Below are 26,906 nucleotides of genomic sequence, written 5' to 3'. Positions count from 1 at the left end.
AGAGAATGTAAAGTTTTGTCAACTTGCTTTCAGTATAAATCTTGTTTGAGATTATTTTTAGTTTTTCTAAAAATTAGTTAACCTTAAACTTAGTTAAACATATATTTTAATCACTAAAGACTTGAATTTTATCTAGTACCATACAATACTGCGAAACTAATCATCTTACGTTTGAACGTCTTTCGGAATTAAATCCCATGACAAATTCCGAATTACCACCAATCTCGACTGTAGCTTTCGTCAAAGGTGATATTTACACGCACAACGAGATATGGCAAAGATTAATGGCACGATGATGCAATATTTCCACTGGTACATCCCTAATGATGGGAACTTGTGGAGTAAAGTTGCGGCTTCAGCACCAGAATTAGCAGATGCAGGTTTTACAGCCATGTGGCTACCACCAGCCTACAAAGGCTTTGCTGGGTCGTTTGATGTGGGATATGGTGTTTATGACTTATTTGATTTAGGTGAGTTTGATCAAAAAGGCTCAGTACGGACGAAATACGGTACACGTCAGCAGTATCTTGATGCGGTTAAATCTCTGCAAACGCATGGTCTGCAAGTTTATGCAGATGCGGTACTGAATCATAAGATGGGTGGTGATGCAGTAGAAACACCAAAAGCCACTCCTTTTCCTCAAGACGATCGCCTTAATCCTAAAGGTGGTTTACAAGATATTAAGACCTACACTCATTATAATTTCCCTGGACGGCAGGGCAAGTATTCTAACTTTGAGTGGCATTGGTGGCATTTTGATGCTGTTGATTATAACGAATATAACAGTGGCGATCGCAGCACAGTTTATTTATTAGAAGGTAAAAGATTTGACGACTACGTAGCCTTAGAAAAAGGCAACTTTGCCTATCTGATGGGTTGCGATCTGGATTTTCAAGATGAGTGGGTGCGCGGTGAAACTACCTACTGGGGTAAGTGGTATCTTGACACTACAAAAGTAGATGGTTTCCGCATTGATGCTATTAAACACATTTCCACATGGTTCTTTCCTGAATGGATAGATGAACTAGAACGCCATGCTGGTAAAGATTTATTTATGGTAGGAGAGTATTGGTATAACGATATTAATACTCTGCTTTGGTATGTTGATGCCGTTCGTGGCAAGATGTCAGTTTTTGACGTACCACTACATTACAACTTCCATCAAGCCAGCAAATCTGGAGGCAATTATGATATGCGGCGGATTTTGGATGGCACAATGATGCAACAACGCCCTACCCATGCTGTGACATTTGTCGAAAATCATGATTCTCAGCCGTTACAAGCTTTGGAATCTGTCGTTGAACCTTGGTTTAAACCCTTAGCTTACGCCATTATTTTGTTACGACAAGAAGGCTATCCTTGTGTCTTTCATGCTGACTACTACGGTGCAGAGTATGAAGACTGGGGGAAAGATGGCAATCGTTACAATATTTTTATGCCCTCCCACCGTTGGATGATTGATAAGTTACTTTATGCCCGTAAACATTATGCTTACGGGCCACAATACAACTATTTAGACCATTGGAATACTATTGGTTGGACACGCTTAGGTGATGCAGATCATCCTCAAGGAATGGCTGTCATTATGAGTGATGGTTCAGAAGGTTCTAAATGGATGGAAGTTGGTAAACCCAATACTAAGTTTATTGACTTAACTGAACATATTAAAGAAGCTGTCTATACCAATGAATGGGGCTGGGGTGAATTTCGTTGTCTAGGTGGTTCAGTATCAGTTTGGATTCAAGCATAAAATATAAGCTATTGTGCTTTTAAGTTGCACAATCCGTCGGGCTGTTAACTGTTGGCAGTCAACAGTCAACAGTCAACAGTCAACGAGCAACAGCCATGAGGGCGATCGCGCGCGCTGTTCTACAAAACAGCTGAAATAGAGAGTATCAACGCCAATCCTCCCAATTTTGATTGAAGATGGAAGTATCAGGGAAAGCTGTGGGATTGCCGTTTTTTTCTAATAAACGTTTGAGGGCTTGTAGTTGGGGTTCTGATTTGGGTAAATCGTCTACTAACTGGTAAGGTGCGACTTCATTTTTTAAGGAGAAAGCGGCTACAGTTCCCGCCGCCGCGCCAGCAGACCATTCAAAAGAATGTACCCGATAAGCTGCGGCTGCAATGTGGCTAGTGGCAATACTTTTACCCCCGACTATCAAATTATTGATTTTTTGGGGAATCATTGCCCTTAAGGCGATTTGGAAGGGATAGGCTTGTCCTGCGCCCCTTCGTTCCCCAGGACGTTCTCTATTTCCTGGTGCTTCTGGCGGGCTTTTCTCCATACAGGGATGAAAGTCAATAGCGTAGTGACCAATGCCTACAGCATCAGGGAAAATGGTGGAACGAGTCCGCCGCATCGCTTTATCGGGGGAAACTTGACCAGAAATCACCGATGTTGCCTCTAAACCTGCTAATGTCGCTCTCAACTGACGATACATATCGGCTGGCAAGGTTTTGCGGTAGTATTCATCGTTATAGTTACGGCGAGAAATATCAACTTCCCAAATAGTAAAACCTGTAGGTTGTCCCCAACTGGGACGGCCGATGATGCGCCTTCCTTCCCGCATATAAGGATATTTTGATAAGCCATGTGCTGTCCCCATTGGGGAGTCTAACCCGGCTAAAAAGCGGTTATTGGTTTGGGGACGCTTCACACCTTCTCCTAGTTGGGAATCTGTAGTTCCCGCTACTAACCAGTAATAGTAAGAAAAGGCTTTTTCTTCGGCTTTGCGGAGGCTTTCGGTTCGCAGTCCCCCCATCCAACCACCTGGTTTTAACTGTCCTGTTCCTTGTAGCTGTTGCCTGGTGTAAACTAGGTTATCTTTAGCAGTACCGGGGCGATAGTCGTTACCCCAAGTCCAGTTCTGCATGGAGATATCCCCTGGTGTGGGTGCAGAAAATCTCACACCGTTGAAATTGAAAGGTTCTCCCTTCGTCGGACTCCAAATGCGGCGGTAGGTAAAAACTAAGCCAAAGTCAGCTAATCTTGGTAATTCGTAGCTGAAATAGGGCGAATATTGTAAATAATATGGGGGCATTTTCTGGGGTTGTGCTTCCTTGGTCGCCTCCATCGCAAAGGTATAGGTAAAGCCTTGGGTACAATAGGGGTCATTTTTGGCACTGGAGGAAGAAGGTTCCAGAAAGGAACGGGCATCAATACCTAAGCGGTAGGGGACATCAGCTAGGGCGATAATTTCTCCGGTTTCGCTAGCATCTACGATGTACCATTTGGGACTGTTTCCCTTAGTTTGTTGGGGAACTAGGCGAATAATATTTTTGGTAAACCGGGATGAGTTGCTGTAACGATAAGCATCGTCAATGGTTTGTGATAGGGTAAAGGTGTTGAGAGGTGGCGAGCCTTTGACTGGTTGATGTTGAATGGCGATCGCACTATTAATTAATTTACCCTGAGAAATTTCTAAATCCTTAATTACTGTGTTGGGGAACCACTCCAACTTACCCTTACCCCGCCTTTCTGCATCTTTCAGCAATTCCACCATTACTGTATGGGCATCACGGGGCAAAAAACAGGAATCGCTAACCCAACAGTCTCCGGGATTCAACTTACCGTATTTTCTCTGAATGCGATTACGCAATTCCAAATAACCGCGAGAATAGAATTGACGTTGGCTTTGGGTAGGTCGTTCATCTAAAGCCGAGGTTCCTTGAGAGGAAATCTGTCCACCCAACCAATCAGTAATTTCTGTTAGACAAACCCTTCTACCCGCTAATAAACCTTCATAAGCTGTAGCAACCCCAGAAAGTCCCCCACCCACCACTAAAATGTCACACTTGACTATTTTATCTGGGGTTCTTGGTGGTGCGGCGACAATTGCAGAGTTAGGTATCAGGTAGCTAGAGATTAAGCTGAGACTAATGAGTGATGTCTGGAGACAGGCTACTTTATGTCTGCGCTTCATGATTTGAGGACTCTTTCTACTCTTGTGCCAACTTGTAGACGTTACCATCTTCTAAAGGTTCTCTACAAGAGCGGAGCGGGGGAGGCTAGTAGTCTGCCAAGAGAACTTTGCAAGGTTAATAGCAGCAAAAAAAATCTCTTTCTCCCCCTGCTCCCCCTGCTTGGACTACTACTGGTGATTTTAGCGTTATCAAATATGGAGCTACAGGTTTTAACTTTGTCAATGCCCTTGGTAATTTAGTCAGCGTTACTTTACCTGCTGTTGATGTTATAGGCCCTAGTAATAGAGGTCAAAATCTCTTTTTTGGTGGTGCAGGTAGAGCGTCTGCTAGTGCTTCCCAATCTATTGATGTGAATAGTCTAGCTTCAGTTATTGATTTAGGTAGAGCAGCTTTTGATTTAAGTGCTTGGCTGGGTGGATATGCAACTGATGAAGATATTGCATCACTCAATATCACCTTTCTAGATCAGAATAGCCAATCTCTAGGTATCGCTAGTATTTCTGCACCAAATGCAGCAACCAGAAATAACGTCACAGGTTTATTTTTTCAGTCAACTGACGGTTATATACCTGTAGGGACACGTCAAATTAATGTAGTGCTGAATGCCAATTATGCACGAGGTAGAGTCAACGATTCCTATGCAGATAATCTTTCATTGATAATTACTCAAGTACCAGAACCTACAATTTCAGGATTATCTCTGCTATTTACAGGAGGTTTGATAACTTGGAAATCATGGTTAAATCGTCGCAAAAATCATCAATTTTTGTAGTTAAATCTGTTCGTAGTATTAGGACATCAATATATGACACAACCTAGACACAAAAAGACTTTTCACCCAGTCCCCATTCCCTAACTATACTTAGGAGCAAGTAGCAATAGATATGGAAAAACCACGAGGGGTAGTATTTGGTACTTGAACGACTAGAGATACATTGCCGTATTGATCCACAATCCAGCCTTGCGCCTCGACTATTTTCGTTGGGGAAGATGGCAGACGTTCATCACTGACATGAGTATTTTGATAAATGTTGAGAGAATCTAAAGTTATCCATCGTGCTGTAGATACTTCACCTTGAAATGGTTCTATCGGACTGCGGGGAATTCCTCCCCTACCTGTGACGGTAAAGGAACTACGCCGAGCAGGACTACCTGGGTTGCAACTAGAAATAATTTGCTGTGACGCATCCGTGAGATTACTAGGTAACTGCACCAAACCCCGACTCGGATCTATATCAGGTGTATTAATTACGACTGTCCCTGTTAAACCAAACTGGGAACTAGCATCAATGTCGTTAGTATTATTTAGCGGTAGTGATGGGCGTTTTTCTAAATTAAAAATACTCCGAGTATTAATGTTAATATTGCCACCCCGCCCTTGAAAAGCATTAGCGACAATATCATTATTTTGATTGGCAGGAGCGACAATAAAACCATCAGGTGCATCAATCGTAATGTTACCACCGTTAGCATTATTAAATGCTTGAGCAGAAATGAGACTTTGATTTTGCAACACCAACAGTTTCACATTTTCTAATATGATATTTGCACCTGCTCCTGCATTAGTTTCGGCGGTGATTTTACCTTGGTTGAGCCGGATAATGTTGGCTCTAGCTGTTAAGTTACCTGCTTCACCAGTACCTATGGCGCTGACAGTCACCTCTCCCCCATCACGAACATTTAAATTTGGGGTATTAATAAATAAATTGCCGGCTCTACCAAATCCTTCACCAGAAGTAGACAAAGCACTGGGAAATTTCTGTGAGTTAATACTACCTGAACCAGTAATTTCTACAACTTCATTGGCATTGATAATTAATTCCCCTCCTGAACCTCCAGCAAAAGACCTGGCTCTAATTTCTCCGCCATTACTAACAATTAATTTCTCAATATTGAGAATGCCATTTCCTCCTTTACCAGAACCAAAATTATTAGCGGATATTTCTGCACCATTCTCAACTATTAAGTTTTGAGTAATGATTTGCAATTCCCCTGCATCACGGGTTGCTCCTGGTTCAGCAGATACGAAAATTCCACTTCTCCCTAAATTGATAGTGGCATCTGGGGCAAATCCTATTAAATTAATAGATTCAGAGGCGTTAATATTCAAATTGCCAGCTTTTCCTCCTGTCCTGCCGGCTGTAGAAATCTGTGCGCCATCTAATAATTTTAAATATCTAGTAGAAATTAGTAAATTTCCTGCATCGCCGTTTGCTCCTTCTTCTACCTGTGCAAACAAACCACTGGGAGTAGGAATAGTTTGATTTGGTGCTGTCCCTGCTATTTCAATTTCTGTAGCTGATACATTGATATCTCCAGCGCGACCTCTAGCAAAAGTTGCTGCTGATATTTGTCCTCCATTTTGAATAATTAATTTGCCAGTATTAATTGTAATCTTACCTCCTGCACCGGTTATCTCTTGATCGAAAGGACTCCCAACCTGAGCAGACAAAGTGCTAGGAAATGACCCATCTGGTGCAGTTCCTAAAATTTCTACCGATTCTTTAGCTTGAATATTCAAATCCAAACTACTACCTGCACTGAAAGTATTTGTCGATATCGTTCCTCCATCTTGAAGAATTAATCTTTTCGTTATCACTGTCAGATTTGCCCTTTCTCCGGTTGCTTGTCCATAGACTTGGGCAAAAATTCCTGTAGGAAAAAATCCTCCATCAGCGAAAGCTCCTACTCCTAACAATTCAACTGATTCAGAGGCAGTAATTTTTAAATTACCAGCGTTACCATCTTGGACAGCAAGAGAAATTAATTGACTACCATCATTTAATCTGACGTGTCTCCCTTGAATATGGATATCACCACTTTGCAATCCGCTAGTATCAATACTTGTTCCCTTGGTTATACTAATGTCTTGATATTCTTGTATATTCTCGTAATTAAAAGCCCAACCTTGGTTAGTGGTAGTCAACTTAACTAAATTATTAGCGGTAACGCTTCCTAGTTCAATTCTTCCTGCTTCTGCTGTAAGATTGCCACCTTCTAGAACTAAGTTTCCACCTATTAATGCTAGTGTCTTACCAGGTTGTACTTGTAAACCTACAGGTAGACCAACAAAATTGACTGTTCCATTGGGACTGGCTTGTGATTGATTAATAATAGTTGCGTTAGAGTTACCAAACTCTAAACCAATAGGAGTATTAATAGTTAAAAGAGGTTGATTTGAAGTATCTATAGCACTAAATTTACTACCATCACTAAAATTAATACTCCTAGATGTACTTGCTATAAAAGAACCACCAATATTTAAAGAGGCATCTACACCAAAAATAATTCCGTTAGGATTAATCAGAAATAAATTAGCTTGGTTATTGGCACGAATTAACCCATTAATTGTTGATATTGAATTACCTGTAATCCGGCTAATGATATTAGTAATATTTGTAGGATTATTAAAATATACGACACCATTTGTAGGTATAGAAAATGATTCAAAACTGTGAAAAAGATTGCCATTGACTGTAGTGCCACCCGTGATTTCGCAGGTGGTACAGTTGGGTAAAACAACAGAATTATTAAGTAATGTATTATCTGGAATAATTTGGGCTAATACTAGATCAGGAGTGAATACATTTAATAGGATTCCACCAATCAACCAAAATTTGAGGCGTGATAGATACATAACCTTACAATGGGGTTGCTTTCAGATTATTAGGATATCAACTTTGCTGGAACTTACGTCTTAAAATTGTAGTAGTACCGAATAAACCGAAGATAAGCAAACCAATATTTACGTTAGATTCTGGGATGTTTCTATTAGAACTTGCTGATATTGCCACCCCCTGAAATAAATTACTACGAGCAACCAAATTATTATTTAAAATGAATCCCTGACTGGGAGGACTGCTAATGTCTGTTACTACTAAGTCTCCAGTAGCGATACCTAAGTTTATACCATTAAATGTCTTCATGGAAAAGCTTTGAGATTCTAAACTACTAAGAGCAAACAAATTATTTTCTGTGATGTATTGCAAATTATTTACTGCTTTTATTTTGGTTTCTGGACTGAAACTACTAACATCTACACCAAAAGTAAAAACAGGGTTCGGATTAATTGTAGTAGATGAGCCTGCTATAGAATCAATTAGTTCAAATGGTTGTGTTGCAATTATTGTATATTTAACATTAGTGCCAATTAAAGTTGTACTAAGATTAGCATTAGTAAAGTTGAAACTCAAGGACGCAATACCACTAGGGTTAGGAACAGGATGACCAAGATAACTAAAGTTTTGAATAGCCCCCACAAATAATCCTGAAGTATTACCTATTGATGAATCTGGAATAGTTGTTCCATTGCTTTTACGAAAAATTAAATCAAAGCTCATATCTGGGACATTACTACCCCTAGAGTAGCTGCTTCCATTTATTTGAGCTACTGCGGAGTTATTTGTGATGAGCAACATAGAACTGATAACAGACATTGCTGCTAGAATTTTTTTTATTTCACTAAAATTCATACCAAAAACCTCCAAAATTATATTGATAAATATACTAATATGGCATTTTTATTGCTACACTTTAAATTAAAACATATACCTATGTATTTCTACTATATTTTGATAACTTTTCTATAATAAACTTGATAAAAATATGTAAATCCTTTCAGGTGATTAAAGTATGTCGTTACAGTGAAAGAGTACATAAAAGTAAGCATTAATTATCAAGTTAACTAACGCTCGTATCTGAGGTGATTATCATCAAAAGTAGAAAAACCACCACATTTATTTTTTAGAACAAAAGAGATCCCATTGAAAGTCATCCATCACGGTTTTTACTCAGCACTTAGCCTGGTTGTCTAATTAAACTTGTATTCTGAGCATTACTACGATCGCTCTAAAATTTTATGCACATAGTACGAGAGTTGATTACCAATCAGCAATTAACCTGACTTTTCTAAGCAGGAATTTCAAGACAGTTTCTTTGCGAGAAATAATATCAGCACGTCCCTGCATTCCTGGCTGAATAGTACATTGATGATTGCGGCTCCCAAAAGACAAGGTTTCTGGAAGTATCGTGACTTCGTAAACCGCACTCGCGCTACCTTGGGTGGATTTAATTGTATCTTGAGAAATTTGACTGACAACACCTTTGAGAGTGCCGTAATCAGGATAAGGACAAGCTGAAACCCGCATTTGTACTTCTTGACCTGGTGCCAACTTACTGACATCGTCAGGGGAGACTGTAGCTTTGATGACTAAGGGCGCATGACTAGGGACAATTTGAGCAATTTCCTCACCTTGACCTACTGATTGGCCAGGGTTTCGCAAGTTTAATTGGGAGAGAATCCCGTCTTCGGTGACTGTAATTTGAGTCAGACTGAGATCCTTTTCTACTTGTTGGAGTTCGCTGGTGTCACGCTGGAGTTGATTTTTAATTTGTAATCGTTGTTGAAACAACGCTTCCCATTCTCGTTTGAGGGTGGCGAGTGTGGCTTGACCACTAGCTATTTCTTGGGCGATAGTTTGTTTAGCGATCGCTACTTCGGAATCACTAGGATTCAGCGCAGTTTGAGCGCGGCGTAGTTTAGCTTGTTCGGCGGTTACAGCTTGTTGTTGTTGGGCAATGATTTGCTGTTGCGCCTCCACAGTGGCTTTCTGCACCTCAACCGCTTGTTGTTGTTGAGCTACATCTAACTGCACTTCTTCCAACTGATTCAAAGATAAAGCACCAGCTTGGACTACTTGCTGATAGCGATCGCGTTTCGCTCGTGCTGCGTTCATCGCGGCTTTGGTTGATTGCAAGTTAGCATGAGCAGAACGCAGTTCTACCTGGGCTTGATACCATTCGTTGCGCGCTCTATTTAAATTCGCCTGGGCTGCTTCTACTTCTGTTTGAGCCGTAATTTGCTGATCTCGATAATTGCGTTGGGCGCGGTTCAATGCAGCTTTTGCTGAACTCACCACCCGATTTTGGCGATCGCTTTCCGCTTGAATTTGTCGATTTAGGGCTGTAATTTGGGCATCAATTTGGAGTAGTTGCAGTTGTGCTTGCTGGATGTTGCTTTGCAGTTGATTTTTTTGAGTTTGCAAGCGGGAATCATCAATAGTAGCTAGCACATCGCCCTTTTTTACTACCTGATTTTCTTTGACCAAAACCTTGGTAACTTGACCAGCCATCGCCGCTTGCACCAGGCGCAATTCTCCTGTAGGGCGGATAGTTGCTTGTCCTGGAATTGTGACTCTATATTCAATCATAGAAGATAAGGCGATCGCTCCCCCCACACCGCCAACGAGTAATAAACTACCGATTCTCGTCCAATTACTAATCGGCGGGAGAAATTCATTGCTTTTAATTAAAGGTAGAGAGTTGGTGTTAATGTGATTAACCATAACCTTTTTCTGAGTAGAGATTAGCGAATGCTACTTGAGAAACTTCCATTGGATTGACAGTGGCAAAAATTTTTACTGAAGGATAAATCTACACCATCCAAAAAATCTAAATGCTCACCAGCTTGATGACTTAGAACCTCTGGAGAACCTTGAATTTTTAATCGCCCTTGTTCCAGCATCACAATCCAATCAGCTTGCTGAATCACTTTGGGACGGTGGCTAATTAAAATAGTGGTTTGACCTTGGCGGTGAGTGAGCAACTGGTTTAATACTTGAGCTTCACTCACGGGGTCGAGTGCGCCAGTAGATTCATCTAAAATCAGCACTGGCGGGTTATTCACAATGGCTCTAGCAATGGCTAATCTTTGCCGTTGTCCCCCTGAAAGATTCGCCCCAAATTCGCCTAATACCGTTTGATATTTGTCGGGGAGGTTGCTAATAAACTCATCAGCCCCAGCAATCTGACAAGCTTGGACAATCTGCTCAAAGCTAATATCAGGCGAACCTAAACGGAAGTTTTCTATAATTGACCGACTCCAAAAGTGTGCATCTTGCGGTACTAGCACCACTTGTTGGCGGAAACAGTCTAAAGAAATATCCTCTAAATTATAAATACCAAAGCGAATATTACCAGACTGGAGTTGATATAAACCTGCAATTAATTTAGCTAGGGTACTTTTACCACAGCCAGATTTACCAATCAAAGCAATTACCTGACCCCCAGGAATTGTCAGAGAGAAATCTTCCAGTAGTTCAACTCTACCTGGATGATGAAAGTTCAGGTTAGTACAGGTAATATCTGCGTTGCTGGGAATTTTTACCCAAGGCTTTTGACTGTGATCTAAAGTTTCTGGGGTAGCGTCAATGACTTCTGTGAGACGTTGGGTAGCAGTTTTAGCACGGGTAAATTCGTCAACAAAATCGATAGTAGTTTGAATAAAGCTGGTAAAGTTACCATTCATACTATTAAATGCCAGGAGCATCCCAATAGATAATTCCTGGCGAATGACTAAGGTGCTGCCGAACCAGATTAAAGCGATGCTACCAATGTTAGATACTAAATTTGAGAAGACACCGTTAACAATACCAATTTGAATAGTACGGAAGGTAAAGTTAGCCAAATTACTAAAACGCCATTGGAACTCTTCCCAGAATTGGGGAGCAGCAGCAGTAGTTTTTAAGGTAATTGCACCTTTGAAAGTTTCTACTAAAACGCCTTGATTTTCGGCGGATAAAACTAAAACACTGCGAATTTTTTGCTGTAAGGTGGGTAAGAAAACTATTGTAGATAGGGTCATCAAGAGAGCGATCGCACCTGCTAATACTGTAAGTTTGATACTGTAAAACAGCATGAAACCTAAAGATACTAAAGCGATAAAAAATTGGCTGGGCAGACTCACAACAATCTGAGAAATTAATTGATTAATTTGTTGAATATCTTCCAGGCGGCTGACAATTTCCCCACTACGCCGCGATTCATAATAACTTAAAGGTAAGCGTAAAATCTGCCTACCAAATTCAAAAATTAATCCTAGTTGCAAACGTTGTGAAAAGTGGGCGACGAGATTTGATTGAGCTAACCGTAGGCTACTGCTGATGAGGTGCATAGCAATTACCGCTATAGCCACACTAGTCAAAAGTTGACTATCTCCCCGCACTAGAACATCATCGGTGAGAATTTGCAACAGGAAAGGAGAAGCGAGGGAAAGTAAACCTAAAACCGAATTGAGCAATAAGGTTTGACCCAAAATGCCACGATAAGGGGCAATGCGTCGCAGAAAGCGACCAAAACCGCCAATTTTTTCTTGTTCATCTTCCTGAGTAAAAAAGCGGACTGGATCGGGTTCTAATAGGAGCATGACTCCGTTTGTCCATGCTTCTAAAAGCCATTTTTTTTCGAGATAACGGATACCTGCACCTGGGTCAGCAATGACGTATTTATTGCCCTGTTTGCCATATAAAACTACCCAGTGATAACCTTTCCAATGAATAATCGCTGGCAAGGGAATGGTGTTTTCGTTGAAAGTCTCCAGAGTTACTTTTACTGCTCTTGCATTAAAACCAAGGGCTTCTGCGCCTTGTTTCAATCCTAAGAGGGTGCTTCCTTGCTGTCCTGTCCCGACAGCTTCCCGACAGCGACTAATGCTAAAAGTTTTACCATAATGTTTAGCCACTGTTGCTAGACTGGCAGCACCGCAGTCTTCTTCGCTATGTTGTTGAATTAGATGGTATTTCATGAATTAAACCGCCGATGTACGCTGATAAACGCCGATCACTAAGTATTAAGCTTGGGCGGTTCTAGCCCCAAGACTGAGGGAACAATCTCTGGTGCTGCAAGGCGTAGTAATTCATAACCAATCCCCGCTAGTCCAGTCATTAGTCCTGGTGTTTCCACTCTCAAGGGAACACCACAGAGCCAACCGTGTTGATTGATACCTGCAAGGATGGCCGCAGCAGAGCGATCAACTTCAGTTTTCCACTGCGGATCATCAAGAGTTAAACTAGCTTGCAACAGCAATTCTAGGTTGCCTAAATCTCCATGACAAAGGGAATGGTTGTGACCAAATCCATTGACTAAAGTGGTTTTCAAAGCTGTGTTAATTTCGGAACGGATTTGGTGATTATCAAGGTGTGAAAGGGAACGTAAGCGAGCTAGTCCAATTCCTGGCGCACCGTGACACCATGCCGTCATACAGGTATGTTGGGGGTAATTTTTTTCGAGAACATGAGCCGTAAAATTGCGTAAATCTAGCCAGTTACTAACTTCAGGAACAAACAGGCTACGCTCGTATTCAATAGCAGCTAAGGCAGTGGTTTTAAAACGCTGTTCACCAGTCAATGATGCCAACTCTAACAACGCCCAAGCTATCCCGGCTACACCATGAGAAAACCCTGCTAACGGTGCTGTATCTGATATATTTGTACTCCAAGCGACACCATGTTGCATCGGTTGAGCGCAGGCGATGAGACGATCGCCACATTGCATTGCTGTCGCCAGGGTGCGATCGCTTGGCGCACAATGATACAGGGTAATTAAACCAGCAAGACACCCAGCCCCACCGCTAATAATATCCAGTTGTTCATCTTTGGCAATGAGATCGGGGAGAAGTTGGACAATCTTTTCGGCTTCTGTTAGCAGTGTAGGTTGATGCCACAGTTGACTCAAGTGAGATAAGGTATAAATAATTCCTCCCCAACCGTCAAACATCCCAATAGATTTGACATCAGATTGTCTAGCATCTATTTGTCGAAGAATGGTATTTAATGCAGATTTCGCTAAATTGCTATAGCGTTCCTCATCCGTGATAGAACCTAGATAAGCCAGAAATAATACTACTCCTGGTAATCCATTATACAAATCAATGTCTAGTCCGGTGAGCAACCATGTTTCTTGAGGAGTCAGCTGTAAACCAATCCAAGTAGCATCCTGTTCACTAGATAATGCTAACGTCTCTAAGCGATCGCCAACTGCTTGTGCTGCTTTTAGTAATTGTTCACGACTAACTTGATCATCTACAGGAATTACAGAGTAACTGGTTTGTTGTCTTTGCTCCCCTACCGTCACCAAGGTTGTCAAAGAAGCACGAATAAACCACAGTTGTTGGGTCAAATCAGCTTCACCTAGTTGCTGAAAACGACGCTGGACTAAAGCCATACTTGATTCAGCAAAAAAGTCAACAATTCTCTCGCCAGAACTAGTCCACAAATCCCGCGAATTGGGGCGAGTAGTGAATAGGGGAACATCACCTTGCCATAAATCTTGGCGTTCAGCAGCCATGACTTTAGTTAAATGAGGTTCTTGTGCAACTCCTAGCCATAGCTTATCAAACAGGCGATCGCGGTCTAAAGCATTCCGTAAAACGTCGGGATGAAAGCCTTCAGTTAATAGTAAGCTGTAGATATAAGTAGAACGAATAATCGCCCTTACATGATATTCCCCAAAGCCAGCTAAAATCCCATTTTCCGCCAGTAACTCGTCTCGATGTTTAAACAGCAACCAATAAAGATTAGTAAATCCTGTAATTAGAGAATCAGTATAATCTAATACACTAACTTCTTGTCCGTTGCAAGTTGGTCGATTTTGGTTTCCTGGCATTTCTATGCGTTTGCGCTTCAGAGATACTTCATCAGTTCCCTGTCCTTCCCAATAAAGAACCCGATAAGGCGTAAGTTGACCTTGTGCAGATCCCAAACCACTCAAGTCAAGGCCTTCATACTCATCATTGCCATAAATTTTCTGTGGCAATAATCCAATACTCAATACGGAGAAAGCTATTTTTTTGTAAGCCAGTAAGTCTGATTTGACAAGTTCCACTCGCTCAAAGTGAGGATGAAACAAAGCTTCCAAGTCAATCAAAATAGGATGCTCACCTGCGGCGATTAAGTTTTCACTGTGAAAATCAGTTGCTTGCAAGGCGTAGAGTAATGCTAAGTAACCACCCTGACGCTGATAAAAACGTTGAATCTCTTCTGTTGTCTGACATTCAGCAGCAGTAATGAACTCTACCCAACCATAAGAACCCCGTTCTAAAATCTTTAAGGTGTAAAACGGTGGATGAGTACCCCGCTTATTTAACCAAGTCAGTAGTTCTTGGAAATGCACATCAACAGCTAGGCTTCTCGGTTTATAAACAATCTGCAACCCAGAGCTAAATTTAGCAATCAGAACAGAACGTCCACCATGATGAGTATCACCTGCACTACCTTCTAAATCTACCAGCACTCCTAGCTGATTTTCAGGGCTAAACAGCTTGCAGATATCAGTCCAATCAGCACACAGATGACGCAGAAACTCTAAACTGAACTGCATCCAGTGGTCAATACAAATTTTGATTTGGTGGGCGAGAACTGGATATTCTTGCAACAAAGCCAAAGCTTGAGAAGGCTGTCGTAAATTGGCGATGAAGTTTTGAAATCTTTCTCCAGGCGTATCCCCATTTAACAATCCTTGCAATCGCGCCACATTGATTTCTAAAACCATCGTTCGATGTAACATGGGCAACAATTGTCTTAGTAAATTGCCCAGGAAAATATCCATCACACTTTCAGCGTCAAACGGTAACTCTGATTGATGCTGAATGAGTTTTTGCATCTCCTCATTTAGTTGCTCAAAGCCTTGCTGAATCAATGGTTCAACGACATATAAAAAACCAGTTGTTTCTTCTTTGAGCATATCTGGAGGCAGAAATATATGAGTATCAGAGTTAGCTGCTCTCATAAATGCTTGTTCTATTTCTGACACCCATGCTGGAGGAGAAACGCGATCGCCCATAACCTCCATTGGCGTACCCAAAATGTACAGGAATTCTTCCTCAGTTACACCATCCAATTTTAAACGCTCCACCCAATCAGCATCACTCATAAATGAGTTTTGTTCCCGCCAGCGTTGCATCCTTTGTTGTGCTGTTTTGGCATTGAGCTGCTGTTGAGATTTTGAGGAATTAAGTATATTTAGTAAGGTAATACGTTCAGCTAATGTCAGAGATTGCAGCCATTGTTTATTAATAACATAATTTTGATTAAGCATAGTTTCTCTTCCAAAATCACATTCAAAAAAACTGGGAAAGGTGAACCAAAAAGGCTCACCCATTCTTTGTAGTTAAGTAGGCTAAAATCACACAACTACAAACCTTTTATTTTCATTGGTCTTGCCAAGAAATTTGTCTTAATTTCTAGTAAAAATGTCACAAATAACACCCTTAGTAAAACCCTTTAGACCTGTGCAGAAAACACCTTTAGAAAATCCACCACCAGCAAGTGTTTGTGTGACTTCATTAGGCAGTTCAATCATCCCGGCGGGATTTTCAGGTAATTGAGAACGTTGTTCGTCACTCAAGCTATTGCGATAGTCTTCATCTTTCCAAGCGCGGATAATGTCAAAGTTGGACATGATTTTTCTCCTTTGATGTTTTGCGATTACTTTTAGAAATTGACCTTGTTTTTCAGAGCTTTAGCTTTACTTTGGTCGTTCTGGGTATTTCTACGATTACTTTGAGTGTTTATGCCGTGAGTGAGAAAAATTTTAGGAGTTCAACTCACTCATCTTGTTTGGCAATGTGATAATACACTATAGAGATAGTGCAAACACTATTTGCACTATCTCTATAGTGCTACTTCGGAAGTAGTTTGCAAACACGTCCGTAAGTCCAGCCTTTACAGATAATACCTTTTGAAAATTTGCCACCAGCAAGTGTTTGTGTGACTTCATTGGGTAACTCAATCATTCCGACGGGATTTTCAGGTAATTGAGAACGTTGTTCATCACTCAAGCTATTGCGATAGTCTTCATCTTTCCAAGCGCGGATAATGTCAAAATTAGACATGATTTTTCTCCTTTGATGTTGGCAATTATTTTGATAGTTATTTGTGTCAATCCAGTCGTCTTATCTTCTAGTCAAGATGTCGCAAATAACGCCTTTAGTAAATCCCTTTAAACCTGTGCAGAAAACACCTTTGGAAAATCCACCACCAGCAAGTGTTTGTGTGACTTCATTAGGCAGTTCAATCATCCCGGCAGGATTTTGAGGTAATTGAGAAAGCTGTTCTGCACTCAAACTGTTACGATATTCTTCATTTTTCCAAGCGCGAATAATGTCATTATTAGACATGATTCTCCTCCTTTGATGTTGGCAATTTATTGTTTATAAACAACCCTTTACTTCAGCGATTTCACTGTGCTTTGGTTGTCCTGTGACTCTCTACGATGGCTCTTAGTGTTTATGCACCCTAGTAAAAATATTTTTTTGAAAAATGTAGGAAATGCCTGGAATGCTTTGTATTACAATTAAGTGTAAATTCGTAAAGTCTAAATTTTCTATACTCACAAAATTTTTATGCAAACCCGACAGGGTATTATTGAAACCTTCTCAACCTTTGTGCAGTTTGATGCAGATAGGTTCAGCGTTTGGGTGACAGATAGCAAACTACAGCGAAGTATAAAAAAAGGCTTAGAACAATATCCACAACAGACATCTGATAACTTTTGGGTGCTGTACTGGTACAAAATCTGGCAAATAGAAGCCTCTCCTCTAGCGGTGGGACATATTTCGGCTTATTTGCAAGAGGTATGTTACTGGGTGGCGAGAAAAATAGCCTTAAATTTTTCGAGTCAATTTTCTATTGCTGATTGTTTTCAGATAGCGATTTCCTGCATTCATAAAATTCTCAAAAATTTTAATCCTGAATACAGTACAAGCTTAAAAAGCTATGCAGAATATGCTTTTGAGCGTTTTCTGAAGGACTCCTTACGTGTGGGAAAAGAAGCAGATATCTGCACTGACTGGGCTTTATTGCATAAAATTAGCCGCAAGCGGTTAGTAACTTCCTTAAATCATGCTGGTTTTAATAGTCAAATTATCAATAATTACGTCCTAGCTTGGGAATGTTTTCAGGAACTCTACACCAGTGACAGTCAAACTATCCGTCAGCTAGGAAAACCAGAAAATGCAACGTGGGAAGCCATTACTCAACTTTATAATAGACAAAGCTTGAGTCAACTATCTCCCGAAACGTTGGAAAAATGGTTGAGTACCTGCGCTAAAGCTGTACGAGAGTTTCTTTACCCTAAATTTGTGTCTGTAGATGCTCCGATTTCTGGGCAGGAATCAGGTAATTTATTAGATACATTACCCGCAGACTTATCAGCATCATTACTAACGGAAATTATTGCCCAAGAGGAAGCTAAAACTAGACAAACACAACAAATACAATTAAATCAAGTGTTAATGGATGCTATAGCAGCTTTGGATATTCAGGCTCAACAATTACTCCAAGCTTATTATCAGCAAAATCTGACTCAACAAAAAATTGCCGAAAAGTTAGAAATTAAGCAATATTCAGTCTCTCGTCGCCTAAGTAGCATTAAACGCTCATTACTCACCACGCTAACGCAGTGGAGTCAGGATAATTTGCATATTTCGCCGACATCTGTCGTAGTCGATGCCGTCAGCAAAAGTCTAGATGAATGGCTTACCAATTACTATAGAACCGCTTGATATTATGTTTGATCATGCTGTGGGTTTCGCTGTTGATAATGACTTGGTTCTAGAAGTGGTTCAGACATCACCTAATCTAGAGCATAACTACTCTACTCCTGGTGCTTGTCAGCGTGCTTGGGTTAATCAAGTTTGTTTAACTACGTTTTTAGAGTGGTTGCACGAGGAAATTACACCCCATGCGAAGGTTCATCCCAACAGGGCTGCTTTACCGAGTATTTGGGAAGTAGTTAATGGTACAGCTGTGAGTTTTGATAACTCGCGCTTGCTGTTAATTCCCAGTTTAGCAATGGATGGGGATGAATTACGCGTACCTCAAGAATGGGTGGATATTCCTGAATGGGTAGCTGATTATTATTTGGCTGTACAGTTAAATTCTGAGGAAGGCTGGATGAGGGTTTTTGGTTACACAACCCATCAACAAGTGAAAACAGTAGGGGTTTATGATGTAGGCGATCGCACTTACAGTTTAGAATCTGATCAGCTAATTTCCGACTTGAATGTACTCTGGGTAACTCGCCAATTGTCTCCTGAAGAAATCACGCGCGCCTCAGTTGCGCCTCTACCGCCCTTACCCCAAACCCAAGCAGATAATTTACTGCAAAGATTAAGTCACGCAGATATCAAATTTCCTCGCCTAGAAGTTCCCTTTCAACTTTGGGGAGGATTAATCACTCATGGCGGTTGGCGACAACGTTTGTATGAATTGCGTCAAGGCGTTGTAGAATCAGCATCCGTAGGGCAATGGTTACAAGCAGGTGTAGCAAATTTTGCTCAACAATTAGGCTGGGAACGACGACAGTTTTTAGCTGCGTCTTCCGGTATGCGAAGCGCAGAAAGTCAAGTTTCTCTTTTGGGTTTATCTCGACAAATATTAGTAGCTGGTAATACTTATGAGTTACGAGTTATTTCTCAAGGTAATCCTGATGAAAACATTTGGCGGTTTGAATTACACCCGACAAATTCAGACAATCTCATTCCTGTAGGTTTTCAACTCAGACTACTCACAGAAGACTTACAACCATTTCCTCACAATGAAGATACCGCGACAAGTCCTATAGAAGAACTGTCTGTAGAAGTGATGTTAGAACCCGGTGAAGGTTTAGCTTGGGAAGTTATACCTTTACCGCTAGACTATGAGCGTGAAATTTTGCGTTTTTAGTTGGGGACAAATCAATTCAAAATTCAAAATTCAAAATTAAAGAATTGTTCCCCTGACTCCCACACTCTCACCCCTACAAGGGACTTCCAACTAAAAAAATATCCAATCACTTTGGTGGGCAGAGGGAGCAGGGGGAGCAGGGGGAGAAAGAATCTGTTCATCATCTTCGCTCTCAACATTGGATAATTTATTTTCTGGAAGTCCCCAACCTTACACCCCTACACCCTTACACCCCTATACCCCTATACCAACACTTGTTAGGAAATGGTAGTAATGACGAAGAAATTTTTTAATTTTTGTTTGCTGGTATTAATTACTATATTAATATGTGTTTTAGTAACTCCAACCTTTGCAAATATTCCTGAAAGGACAATCATCGCTCAGGGTGGAGAATCTCAAATTGTTGATAGTCAAAAATTGTATGAAAGTGGGAGATTTGCTGAGGCTGTGCAAATATTACAGCAAGCAATTCAAGGATATCAACGCCAGGGAGATAGTTTAAAACAAGCTGTGGCTTTGAGTAATTTATCATTGGCTTATCAACAGCTTGGTGATTGGGAAAAAGCACAATTAGCTATTACTAAGAGTTGGGATTTACAGAATAATAACAGTAAGAATTTAGCAGTTTTTGCACAAACTCTCGATATTCAAGGACGCTTACATTTTCTCACAGGTAAATCAGAATTAGCTCTAACAACTTGGAAACAGACTGAAGATATTTATACTCGGCTAGGCGATAACAATGGTATTACCTTAGCACGACTTTATCAAGCTCAAGCATTACGCAATCAAGGTTTTAATCAGCAAGCCATTAAGCAACTAGAACAGGTAAACCAAACTCTCAACTCTCAAGATGATTCTTTAGCAAAGGCAGGGGTTCTACTGTCTTTGGGTGATACCTTAGAAAATGTGGGAGAATTAGAAAAATCTCGTCTAGCTTTAGAAGCAAGTTTAGCAATTTATCAACGGCTGAAATCTCCAGAAAATATTGCTTTAACTCTCCTCAGTTTAGGTAATAACGCTCGTATACAACAAAAAAAATCTCAGGCGATCGCATTTTATCAACAAGCATTTAATATCTCACCTTTGCCTCTAACAAAAGTTAAAGCTAGACTGAATCATCTCAATTTATTAATTGCGGAAAAACAACTTGCAGCCGCACAAGTTTTAATTCCTGAAATTCAATCTTTACTCTCACCACTTCCACCGTCTCGTCCTTCAATTTATGCCCACATTAACTTGGCGCACAGTTTGGGTAGTTTAAATAATACCCCCACATCCCAAATAGCTCAACTCTTGGCTAAATCCATACAACAAGCCCGGAGTTTAAAAGATATTCGTGCAGAAGCCTATGCTTTAGGTAATTTGGGCGGTTTGTATGAGAAAACACAACAAATTGCTGAGGCTATTAGCTTGACACAACAGGCTTTGATATTGGCACAAAGCAGCAACGCCCCAGAAATTACATATTTATGGCAATGGCAATTAGGTAGATTATTCAAAGCCCAAGGTAATTTTACAGGAGCGATCGCCGCATATGACGCAACTGTAGAAACTTTAGAATCACTGCGTACTGATTTAGTAGTAGTCAATCAGGATATTCAGTTTAATTTCCGAGATAATGTAGAACCAGTTTATCGTGAGTCGGTAGCTTTACTTTTGCAAAATGCTGGTAACAAACCTGACATTCAAACATTAGATAAAGCTAGAACTCGCATAGAAGCACTACAGTTAGCAGAACTAGATAACTTTTTTAGAGAAGCTTGTTTACAAGGGCAGAGGGTGATTTTAGATCAAATAGTAGATCAAGAAAATCCCAACACTGCAATATTGTATCCTATTATTCTGCCAGAACAATTGCAAGTAATTGTGAAGATTCCTCAGCAACCACTGCGCTATTTTACAAATAACAAATCCCAGGTAGATGTTGAGCGGACATTGGCACAATTAAGGGAATATATTTTAGAACCAGATAGAACAGAGGAAGCACAAACTCTTGCCCAAGAAGTCTATAATTGGTTAATTAAACCTATTGCATCCGATTTAGCTAACAGTAAAGTTAATACTCTAGTTTTTGTATTAGATGGGGAATTAAAAAATACACCACTACCTGCACTTTACGATGGGGAGAAATATTTAGTAGAAAAATACGCTATTGCTGTAAGTTTAGGGCTGCAACTATTAGCACCTAAACCTATATCTGAAAGTCCATTGCAAGTTATTGCTGCGGGTTTAGTTGAACCACCACCGAATTTTTCTAGATTTCCACCCTTACCGGGAATCAAATTAGAATTTGATCTGATTGCTCAAACAGGAGCATCTACTAAAAAACTACTAGACAAAGATTTTACTATTATCAATCTTGAAAAAAATGTTAATTCTCTTCCTTTTAATATCTTACATCTAGCAACTCACGGACAATTTAGCTCTCGACCAGAAGATACTTTTATCTTAGCCAATGATGGTTACATTAATGTTTTAGAATTCGATAAATTACTCCGTAGTCAGAGTGCAACTAATTCACAAATATTGGAATTATTAGTTTTGAGTGCCTGCGAAACTGCCACAGGTGATAATCGTGCTACATTAGGTTTGGCAGGTGCAGCAGTTAAAGCAGGCGCACGTAGCACACTCGCTTCACTCTGGCATATTAATGATCAATCTACTGCTGTCTTAATTGGTGAATTTTACAATCAATTAGTCAATAATAAAGTGACGAAAGCAGAAGCTTTACGTCGCGCTCAAGTAAAATTATTAACTAAATATCCTAATTACAATCACCCCGGTTACTGGGCTGCTTATACATTAGTTGGTAATTGGTTATAAACCCAGGTAATAGGTAATTGGATTATTACCTATTACTTATTACCTATTACCCATTACCAGATTCTTCATCCTCTTGTGGGTGAGGAATTTTAAGTTTATACCCTGTGTTTGTTAGCAAAGTAGATCATTCTCAACGAGGTTTACAACAATTAATTAGTGGCTGATTAGCTATTTGTTCTAAGCCAACTGAATTGAGCAAAGTTTGCCACTGTTTTCGTAAACTTTGATTGTGGGGATTGCTCAGGCGTAATTCTACCAAACTTTTGACAGTATCGTACCAAACACCATTTGTGGCGTAGAGTGTCACTTTTTGTTCAAGTTCTGCTTGTTTGAATTGTGCTGTTAATGTTGCATTTTGGTTAATTTTCTGTACCCAACCATTTGTATAATCTAGTCTCAATGGTTGTTTTTGGTCGCATTGTACGCGTACTTTTAAAAACCATTGATACATTTTTCCTACCTGCAATGAAACTTCATTTTGAGGTAAATGCACACTAATAATTCCCGGCGATTCTGGAATTGTCAGATTAGTACGATATAAAGTTTTATTTTTGCTATCGGTTTGTGCTTGTAAAACAAACTCGATATTTTTAATAGATGAGGCATTGTAGGGAACAAAAAAGAAAAACTCAGGATGTTCAGCGTTTGTTAAACCCCAAACTTGAGTGATGGGAACAACTGATTGCTGATCACTATTTAGAGTGTTTTGATAGGTTGGTACTAAAGCTGTTACGGTCTGATTACCTATTTCACACCCCCGACTAGCAGCACCACTTCTAGAGCCTGCTGCGCCTCGGTCTGGTGGTGGTGGAGGAATAAATTTCACTGAGGCTAGATGATGATTAGTTGGTAAAGCCTGGAGTTTTAAGGGATAGGATATATTGCTGGTGAATACTATCCCCAAAGCTATGCTTAATTGCAGGATTTTCATGATTTTTGGTCAAGGAAAAATATATTTTTATGATTGTTTGATAGGCTTAATTACTGTTATGAGAATGACAGTATTAGCACTTAAAGCGATCGCCGCAGGTACAAAAGGAACCCAACAACTATATAGTATTAATAATATCAGGCAAAAACCGTATAAACTCAGAAACACTCCCCCAACTGCCCAACTTAAATAAGTGGTTTGTCGCAGATATGTAGCAAGTAAACTGCCAGTCATAGCCCAACCCCAAACCCAAATCATTTCACCCCAGAGATACCAAGTCCATAACAGAGGTCTTCCATCTAAAGCCGCACTCAACAACTGACTCACCATCTGTGCTTGTAAACAAACTCCGGCTATTTGCTGTGACTTACCTTCCGAGGAAGAGTAGGGAGTTAGTGAATAATCTCGAAAACTTTCGGCGGTTGTGCCAATTAAGACTATTTTGTCTTTAACTGCATTAGGTTGTAATTTACCGGTTAATGCTTGTTGTAAGGTGATGCGGGGGGCGATCGCTTCTAAGTTGGGAAAGGCGCGATAATTAAGTAAAATCTGGTGTCCCAAAGCGTCAATACCTTGGTAGCCTCCGGTATGGGCTTCGATGGGTGAAAATGTTAGTTGACCTAATTGCCATGCACCATCAGGGGTGAATTGTAACTGAATGCCTTCCCTATGTAAATAACGTAGAGCCAACTGCACATTTAAAGCATAAGGTGCAGTACAAGGAGATGAGAGAGGGGGAGTTAAAGCCAACAGATGACGACGCACCACATTATCGGCATCAATGACAATATCACTAAAACCCAGAGCATTAGAAGCAACTTCTGGTGGTGGTTTAATTCCTAGCTTGCCAGTTTGGGGGTTACTAACTTGACATACTGCCACAAAGCGATCGCTGTTTTTCATCCGTTCCGCCAACTTGGGATAAGCTGGCTGTACAGCATAATCTCGGTATATATCCAAACCAATTACTCGTGGTTTATACGTTTCCAACTTGGCTAATAACTTATCTAAAGCCTCATCAGACAATGACCCGCGCCTATTGTCTGGTTGAGCTTGTACATCTTCTTCTGTAACTTCAATTATCAGTATACGAGAATCTGGTTTTTCCTGAGGACGCAGACGCAGCATCTGGTCAAATGCCATTAACTCCCATGATTGCAAGAAACCAAAATATCGTACCCCCATTAAAAATGCTGTAGTCACTATACTGGTAAGCATGACCGCAGATAAAGCTTGTCTTAGCTTAATACCTCTCCTAGTTGGGTTTTTGGGTACGGATGTTATTTGCTGACTATTTTGGTTAAGGTGTAATTCTTGCCACAGTAAAGGCATCGTTGCCGGATTTTGATAAATTACAGGCAACCAAGTAGCACAAGGAAATTGAGTTTCTAGTCCTTGCAAACGTTCCCGCGCTTCTCGAACTGCTAGGTATAAAGATTCACCACGAGCGAAAGCTTCTAAAAAATACTTCAGGAATTGTTGCGCTACCTGGTCAGGGACGGGTTCTCGCATAACAATGATCTGTGGTATGTGCAAATCTGCAAACTCACGGGCCAAACCCAAACCATCACAGGAGTTAAAAATTGCTAAATGTAACCCTTTTTCTACAGATTTTCGCAAACCATACTTTAATCGACTAATTGTCAAGCTTTCTGTTTGATTAATATCTATTTTCCCTTCATTACTGCTGCTATTAGTAGCACTATGTCCCGCGAAAAACAAAATTTGCCAGTCTTGTTCCCATAGTTGGTCAGTTAGGTCTTTGCTTGATGGCTCGACGAGGAAGGTAGTATTGGCGTGAGGTAATTCTGCCAAGATTTGACTGTCTGTTTGAACATCAATTCCCTGACTATTACCCAAAATTGCTAAAACTTTCACCTGTGATTGAGGTTGTAAGTTGCGGTTGAATTGTTCGTAGCTAGGCGCACTCAGAGCAACTTCGGCCTTGGGATAGCGTTCTAATAAATCCCACAAATGCCAAGGCAGTTTTTGCAGCCTCAAATCATCAGTTTGTAGTAGTACACGGATAAGGTCTTCCGGTACAAGTTTTTCCAGCCATTTTTCACGGATAGAACGAAAACTAGTGGATGATAACCAAGTATTTAACTGAAATCTCAAATTATCAGCCGCTTTTTCGCAATCTTCCAAGGAGGAGTTTTGTTTCGATTGCTTGGGAATACCAATAGGACGACCAGAAAATTTAAGTTGCCTATAAATAGACTGCCATTGATGATAACAAAGGGGAATTTCTGGGTTCGGTGGTAGTTCACTAGTAATTTCTACAATTGGACGGAAATTGTCGTCGCCAATTTGCAGTGTTACAGGAAATCCCGCCTCGAAACTACCTGTGCCTAACTTTAAAACTACTAACTTGCCCAACGTCAGTACCCTAAATATGGCAATCTAACTTAACTTTAGTACAGCAGGTTATCTACTAATACCGAACGAGTAATGAAGTAAATAAGCTGTTACGCATTTAAATTGTATATTTCGCACTCAGGTTGTCAAAAGTCCAAAGTCCACAGTCCAAGCTAGCCTTTAACTCTGGACTCTTGACTATGGACAGCCCTGACGCAAGAGTATTTGATTTAGGTGCATATCACCTTATCCATTACTTATGACTGATAAATACACCCTATACCTTTTCTGCCCCAATTTTGGGTGGGCGAACTACTAAAATTAAGCGGACGGAATTATATTTACTTGCCTTTGCTGTTCCTGCATCCAACCCTCAAACAATTCGTTGAGTAGGCGTGCTTTCATCGGTTCATCTAGTTGTGCAGGGATAAACTTTTCTACCCGCACAATGACATACCACTCAGTAATCCTCGTTGGAGGTGAGATTTGTCCTGGTTGACAACTAGAAAGTATTTGTACCATTGCTGGATGTAGTGAACTTTGCTCAACAGGCCCGACTAATCCACCAGTTTGGGACTCTGGGCCTTGGGAGTATTTTTGTGCTACTTCTGCGAAGGATTGTTCTTTTGCTTGCAGGCGAAAATAGAGTTCTTGCGCCAGTCCTGGGTCTTGAGTTCGCAGCAGAGAATAAATGACTTTATCTAGTTTCGCTTTCAACTGGAAAAAATAAGATTCCAGTTTTGGGCCCCATGTGGCTTGCTTATATTTTTCTAGCTTGATCTTGCGAACGATAATATTGTCTAATTGTTCGGCACTCAAACCTTGCTGTACCAGCCATGCTTGAATGTCTGTTTCTTGGGCTAACTGCTTATCGGCGTAAAACCTTTGTTTAGCTTGGGCTAACTCCTCAGGCTTACACTCTACTGCTGCTATTGCCTCATCGATAATTAATTCCCGTAATAATTGCGGTAGAAGTTGATAATTAGCCAGTAAGGGAATGAGTTCACTAGCTTGAATAGTACGGTTGCCGATTTGCAGCACTTCAGTCATTATCTGTTCTGTTTGGCGCTTTGGGGTTGATAGATGCTGAGTTAGTTCCCCCATAGGAGTAATGGTCTGACATTCTTCTATGGCTTTAAAATATTAATAGCAACAGTACACAATTTATGTAAAGTTTTAACGAAAATCATCCGTATTTGTCTGTAAGTAGTACATTTGCTTTTAGCTGAAAGACATCAATGATAATCCTCGATCTACTCTTATGGCAAATCAATTGCTGTCACCGTTAAATTGGTCTTGTGGAGGTGTAGTGACAGATGTAGATCACAACACTCAACAACCCCCAGGAAAAATACTTCTATACT

The 26,906-nt window shown here is 40.5% G+C and carries 17 protein-coding genes; 5 read left to right on the top strand and 12 right to left on the bottom strand.

Going from position 1 to position 26,906, the window contains the following annotated elements; translation table 11 throughout:
• Positions 1 to 271: 271 nt before the first annotated feature.
• Positions 272 to 1,750, top strand: coding sequence for an alpha-amylase (locus H6G14_RS01355; RefSeq protein ID WP_190565348.1), 1,479 nt, complete (start codon positions 272 to 274; stop codon positions 1,748 to 1,750).
• Positions 1,751 to 1,895: 145 nt separating this feature from the next.
• Here the strand turns inward: H6G14_RS01355 and H6G14_RS01350 are convergent, their stop codons facing one another.
• The gene (locus H6G14_RS01350) at positions 1,896 to 3,926 is read right to left on the bottom strand and encodes an FAD-dependent oxidoreductase (protein ID WP_190565347.1); all 2,031 of its coding nucleotides are present in this window, start codon (positions 3,924 to 3,926) and stop codon (positions 1,896 to 1,898) included.
• 350 nt (positions 3,927 to 4,276) lie between these two features.
• On the opposite strand from H6G14_RS01350, the gene H6G14_RS01345 reads away from it, so the two are divergent.
• A complete protein-coding gene (locus H6G14_RS01345) occupies positions 4,277 to 4,699 on the top strand; it encodes a hypothetical protein (RefSeq protein WP_242053321.1) in 423 nt (140 codons plus the stop codon).
• A gap of 90 nt (positions 4,700 to 4,789) precedes the next feature.
• Here H6G14_RS01345 and H6G14_RS01340 read toward each other — a convergent pair whose 3' ends face one another.
• The 8 genes from H6G14_RS01340 to H6G14_RS01305 all read right to left on the bottom strand — a co-directional run bounded on the left by H6G14_RS01340 (position 4,790) and on the right by H6G14_RS01305 (position 16,879).
• Complete coding sequence (locus H6G14_RS01340; protein WP_190565346.1) at positions 4,790 to 7,564, bottom strand: two-partner secretion domain-containing protein; 2,775 nt, start codon at positions 7,562 to 7,564, stop codon at positions 4,790 to 4,792.
• Between the two features lie 37 nt (positions 7,565 to 7,601).
• Positions 7,602 to 8,399, bottom strand: a complete 798-nt coding sequence (locus H6G14_RS01335) for a hypothetical protein (protein WP_190565345.1) — start codon at positions 8,397 to 8,399, stop codon at positions 7,602 to 7,604.
• Positions 8,400 to 8,807: 408 nt separating this feature from the next.
• Entirely contained in the window at positions 8,808 to 10,271 is a 1,464-nt protein-coding gene (locus tag H6G14_RS01330; protein ID WP_190565344.1) for a beta-barrel domain-containing protein, read from the bottom strand.
• Between the two features lie 20 nt (positions 10,272 to 10,291).
• Positions 10,292 to 12,508, bottom strand: a complete 2,217-nt coding sequence (locus H6G14_RS01325; protein WP_190565343.1) for a peptidase domain-containing ABC transporter — start codon at positions 12,506 to 12,508, stop codon at positions 10,292 to 10,294.
• 38 nt (positions 12,509 to 12,546) lie between these two features.
• Positions 12,547 to 15,798 carry a type 2 lanthipeptide synthetase LanM family protein gene (locus H6G14_RS01320; RefSeq protein WP_190565342.1) on the bottom strand — a complete coding sequence of 1,084 codons (3,252 nt, stop codon included), beginning with the start codon at positions 15,796 to 15,798 and terminating at the stop codon, positions 12,547 to 12,549.
• Positions 15,799 to 15,936: 138 nt separating this feature from the next.
• The gene (locus H6G14_RS01315; RefSeq protein WP_190565341.1) at positions 15,937 to 16,161 is read right to left on the bottom strand and encodes a mersacidin/lichenicidin family type 2 lantibiotic; all 225 of its coding nucleotides are present in this window, start codon (positions 16,159 to 16,161) and stop codon (positions 15,937 to 15,939) included.
• Positions 16,162 to 16,381: 220 nt separating this feature from the next.
• Complete coding sequence (locus H6G14_RS01310) at positions 16,382 to 16,594, bottom strand: mersacidin/lichenicidin family type 2 lantibiotic (protein WP_190565340.1); 213 nt, start codon at positions 16,592 to 16,594, stop codon at positions 16,382 to 16,384.
• Positions 16,595 to 16,654: 60 nt separating this feature from the next.
• Entirely contained in the window at positions 16,655 to 16,879 is a 225-nt protein-coding gene (locus H6G14_RS01305) for a mersacidin/lichenicidin family type 2 lantibiotic (protein WP_190565339.1), read from the bottom strand.
• 225 nt (positions 16,880 to 17,104) lie between these two features.
• Between H6G14_RS01305 and H6G14_RS01300 the strand changes: the two genes are divergently transcribed.
• From H6G14_RS01300 to H6G14_RS01290, 3 genes are all read left to right on the top strand, one after another.
• Positions 17,105 to 18,265: a sigma-70 family RNA polymerase sigma factor gene (locus H6G14_RS01300; protein ID WP_190565338.1), complete on the top strand. Its 1,161-nt coding sequence runs from the start codon at positions 17,105 to 17,107 to the stop codon at positions 18,263 to 18,265.
• A gap of 4 nt (positions 18,266 to 18,269) precedes the next feature.
• Positions 18,270 to 19,427 (top strand): DUF1822 family protein, encoded by a 1,158-nt coding sequence (locus H6G14_RS01295; protein WP_190565455.1) that lies wholly within the window; start codon positions 18,270 to 18,272, stop codon positions 19,425 to 19,427.
• Between the two features lie 273 nt (positions 19,428 to 19,700).
• Positions 19,701 to 22,253, top strand: a complete 2,553-nt coding sequence (locus H6G14_RS01290) for a CHAT domain-containing protein (RefSeq protein WP_242053320.1) — start codon at positions 19,701 to 19,703, stop codon at positions 22,251 to 22,253.
• Between the two features lie 130 nt (positions 22,254 to 22,383).
• Here the strand turns inward: H6G14_RS01290 and H6G14_RS01285 are convergent, their stop codons facing one another.
• The 3 genes from H6G14_RS01285 to H6G14_RS01275 all read right to left on the bottom strand — a co-directional run bounded on the left by H6G14_RS01285 (position 22,384) and on the right by H6G14_RS01275 (position 26,592).
• Positions 22,384 to 23,184 (bottom strand): DUF928 domain-containing protein, encoded by an 801-nt coding sequence (locus H6G14_RS01285; protein ID WP_190565336.1) that lies wholly within the window; start codon positions 23,182 to 23,184, stop codon positions 22,384 to 22,386.
• Positions 23,185 to 23,211: 27 nt separating this feature from the next.
• Positions 23,212 to 25,563, bottom strand: a complete 2,352-nt coding sequence (locus tag H6G14_RS01280; RefSeq protein ID WP_190565335.1) for a CHASE2 domain-containing protein — start codon at positions 25,561 to 25,563, stop codon at positions 23,212 to 23,214.
• Positions 25,564 to 25,863: 300 nt separating this feature from the next.
• Entirely contained in the window at positions 25,864 to 26,592 is a 729-nt protein-coding gene (locus H6G14_RS01275; protein WP_190565454.1) for a peptidylprolyl isomerase, read from the bottom strand.
• Positions 26,593 to 26,906 lie beyond the last annotated feature (314 nt).

The sequence above is a fragment of the Nostoc parmelioides FACHB-3921 genome (genome assembly GCF_014696625.1).
GTDB classification, from domain to species: domain Bacteria; phylum Cyanobacteriota; class Cyanobacteriia; order Cyanobacteriales; family Nostocaceae; genus Trichormus; species Trichormus parmelioides.
Note: the sequence above shows the minus strand (reverse complement) of the source record. Positions and strands in the feature narration are given on the sequence as shown.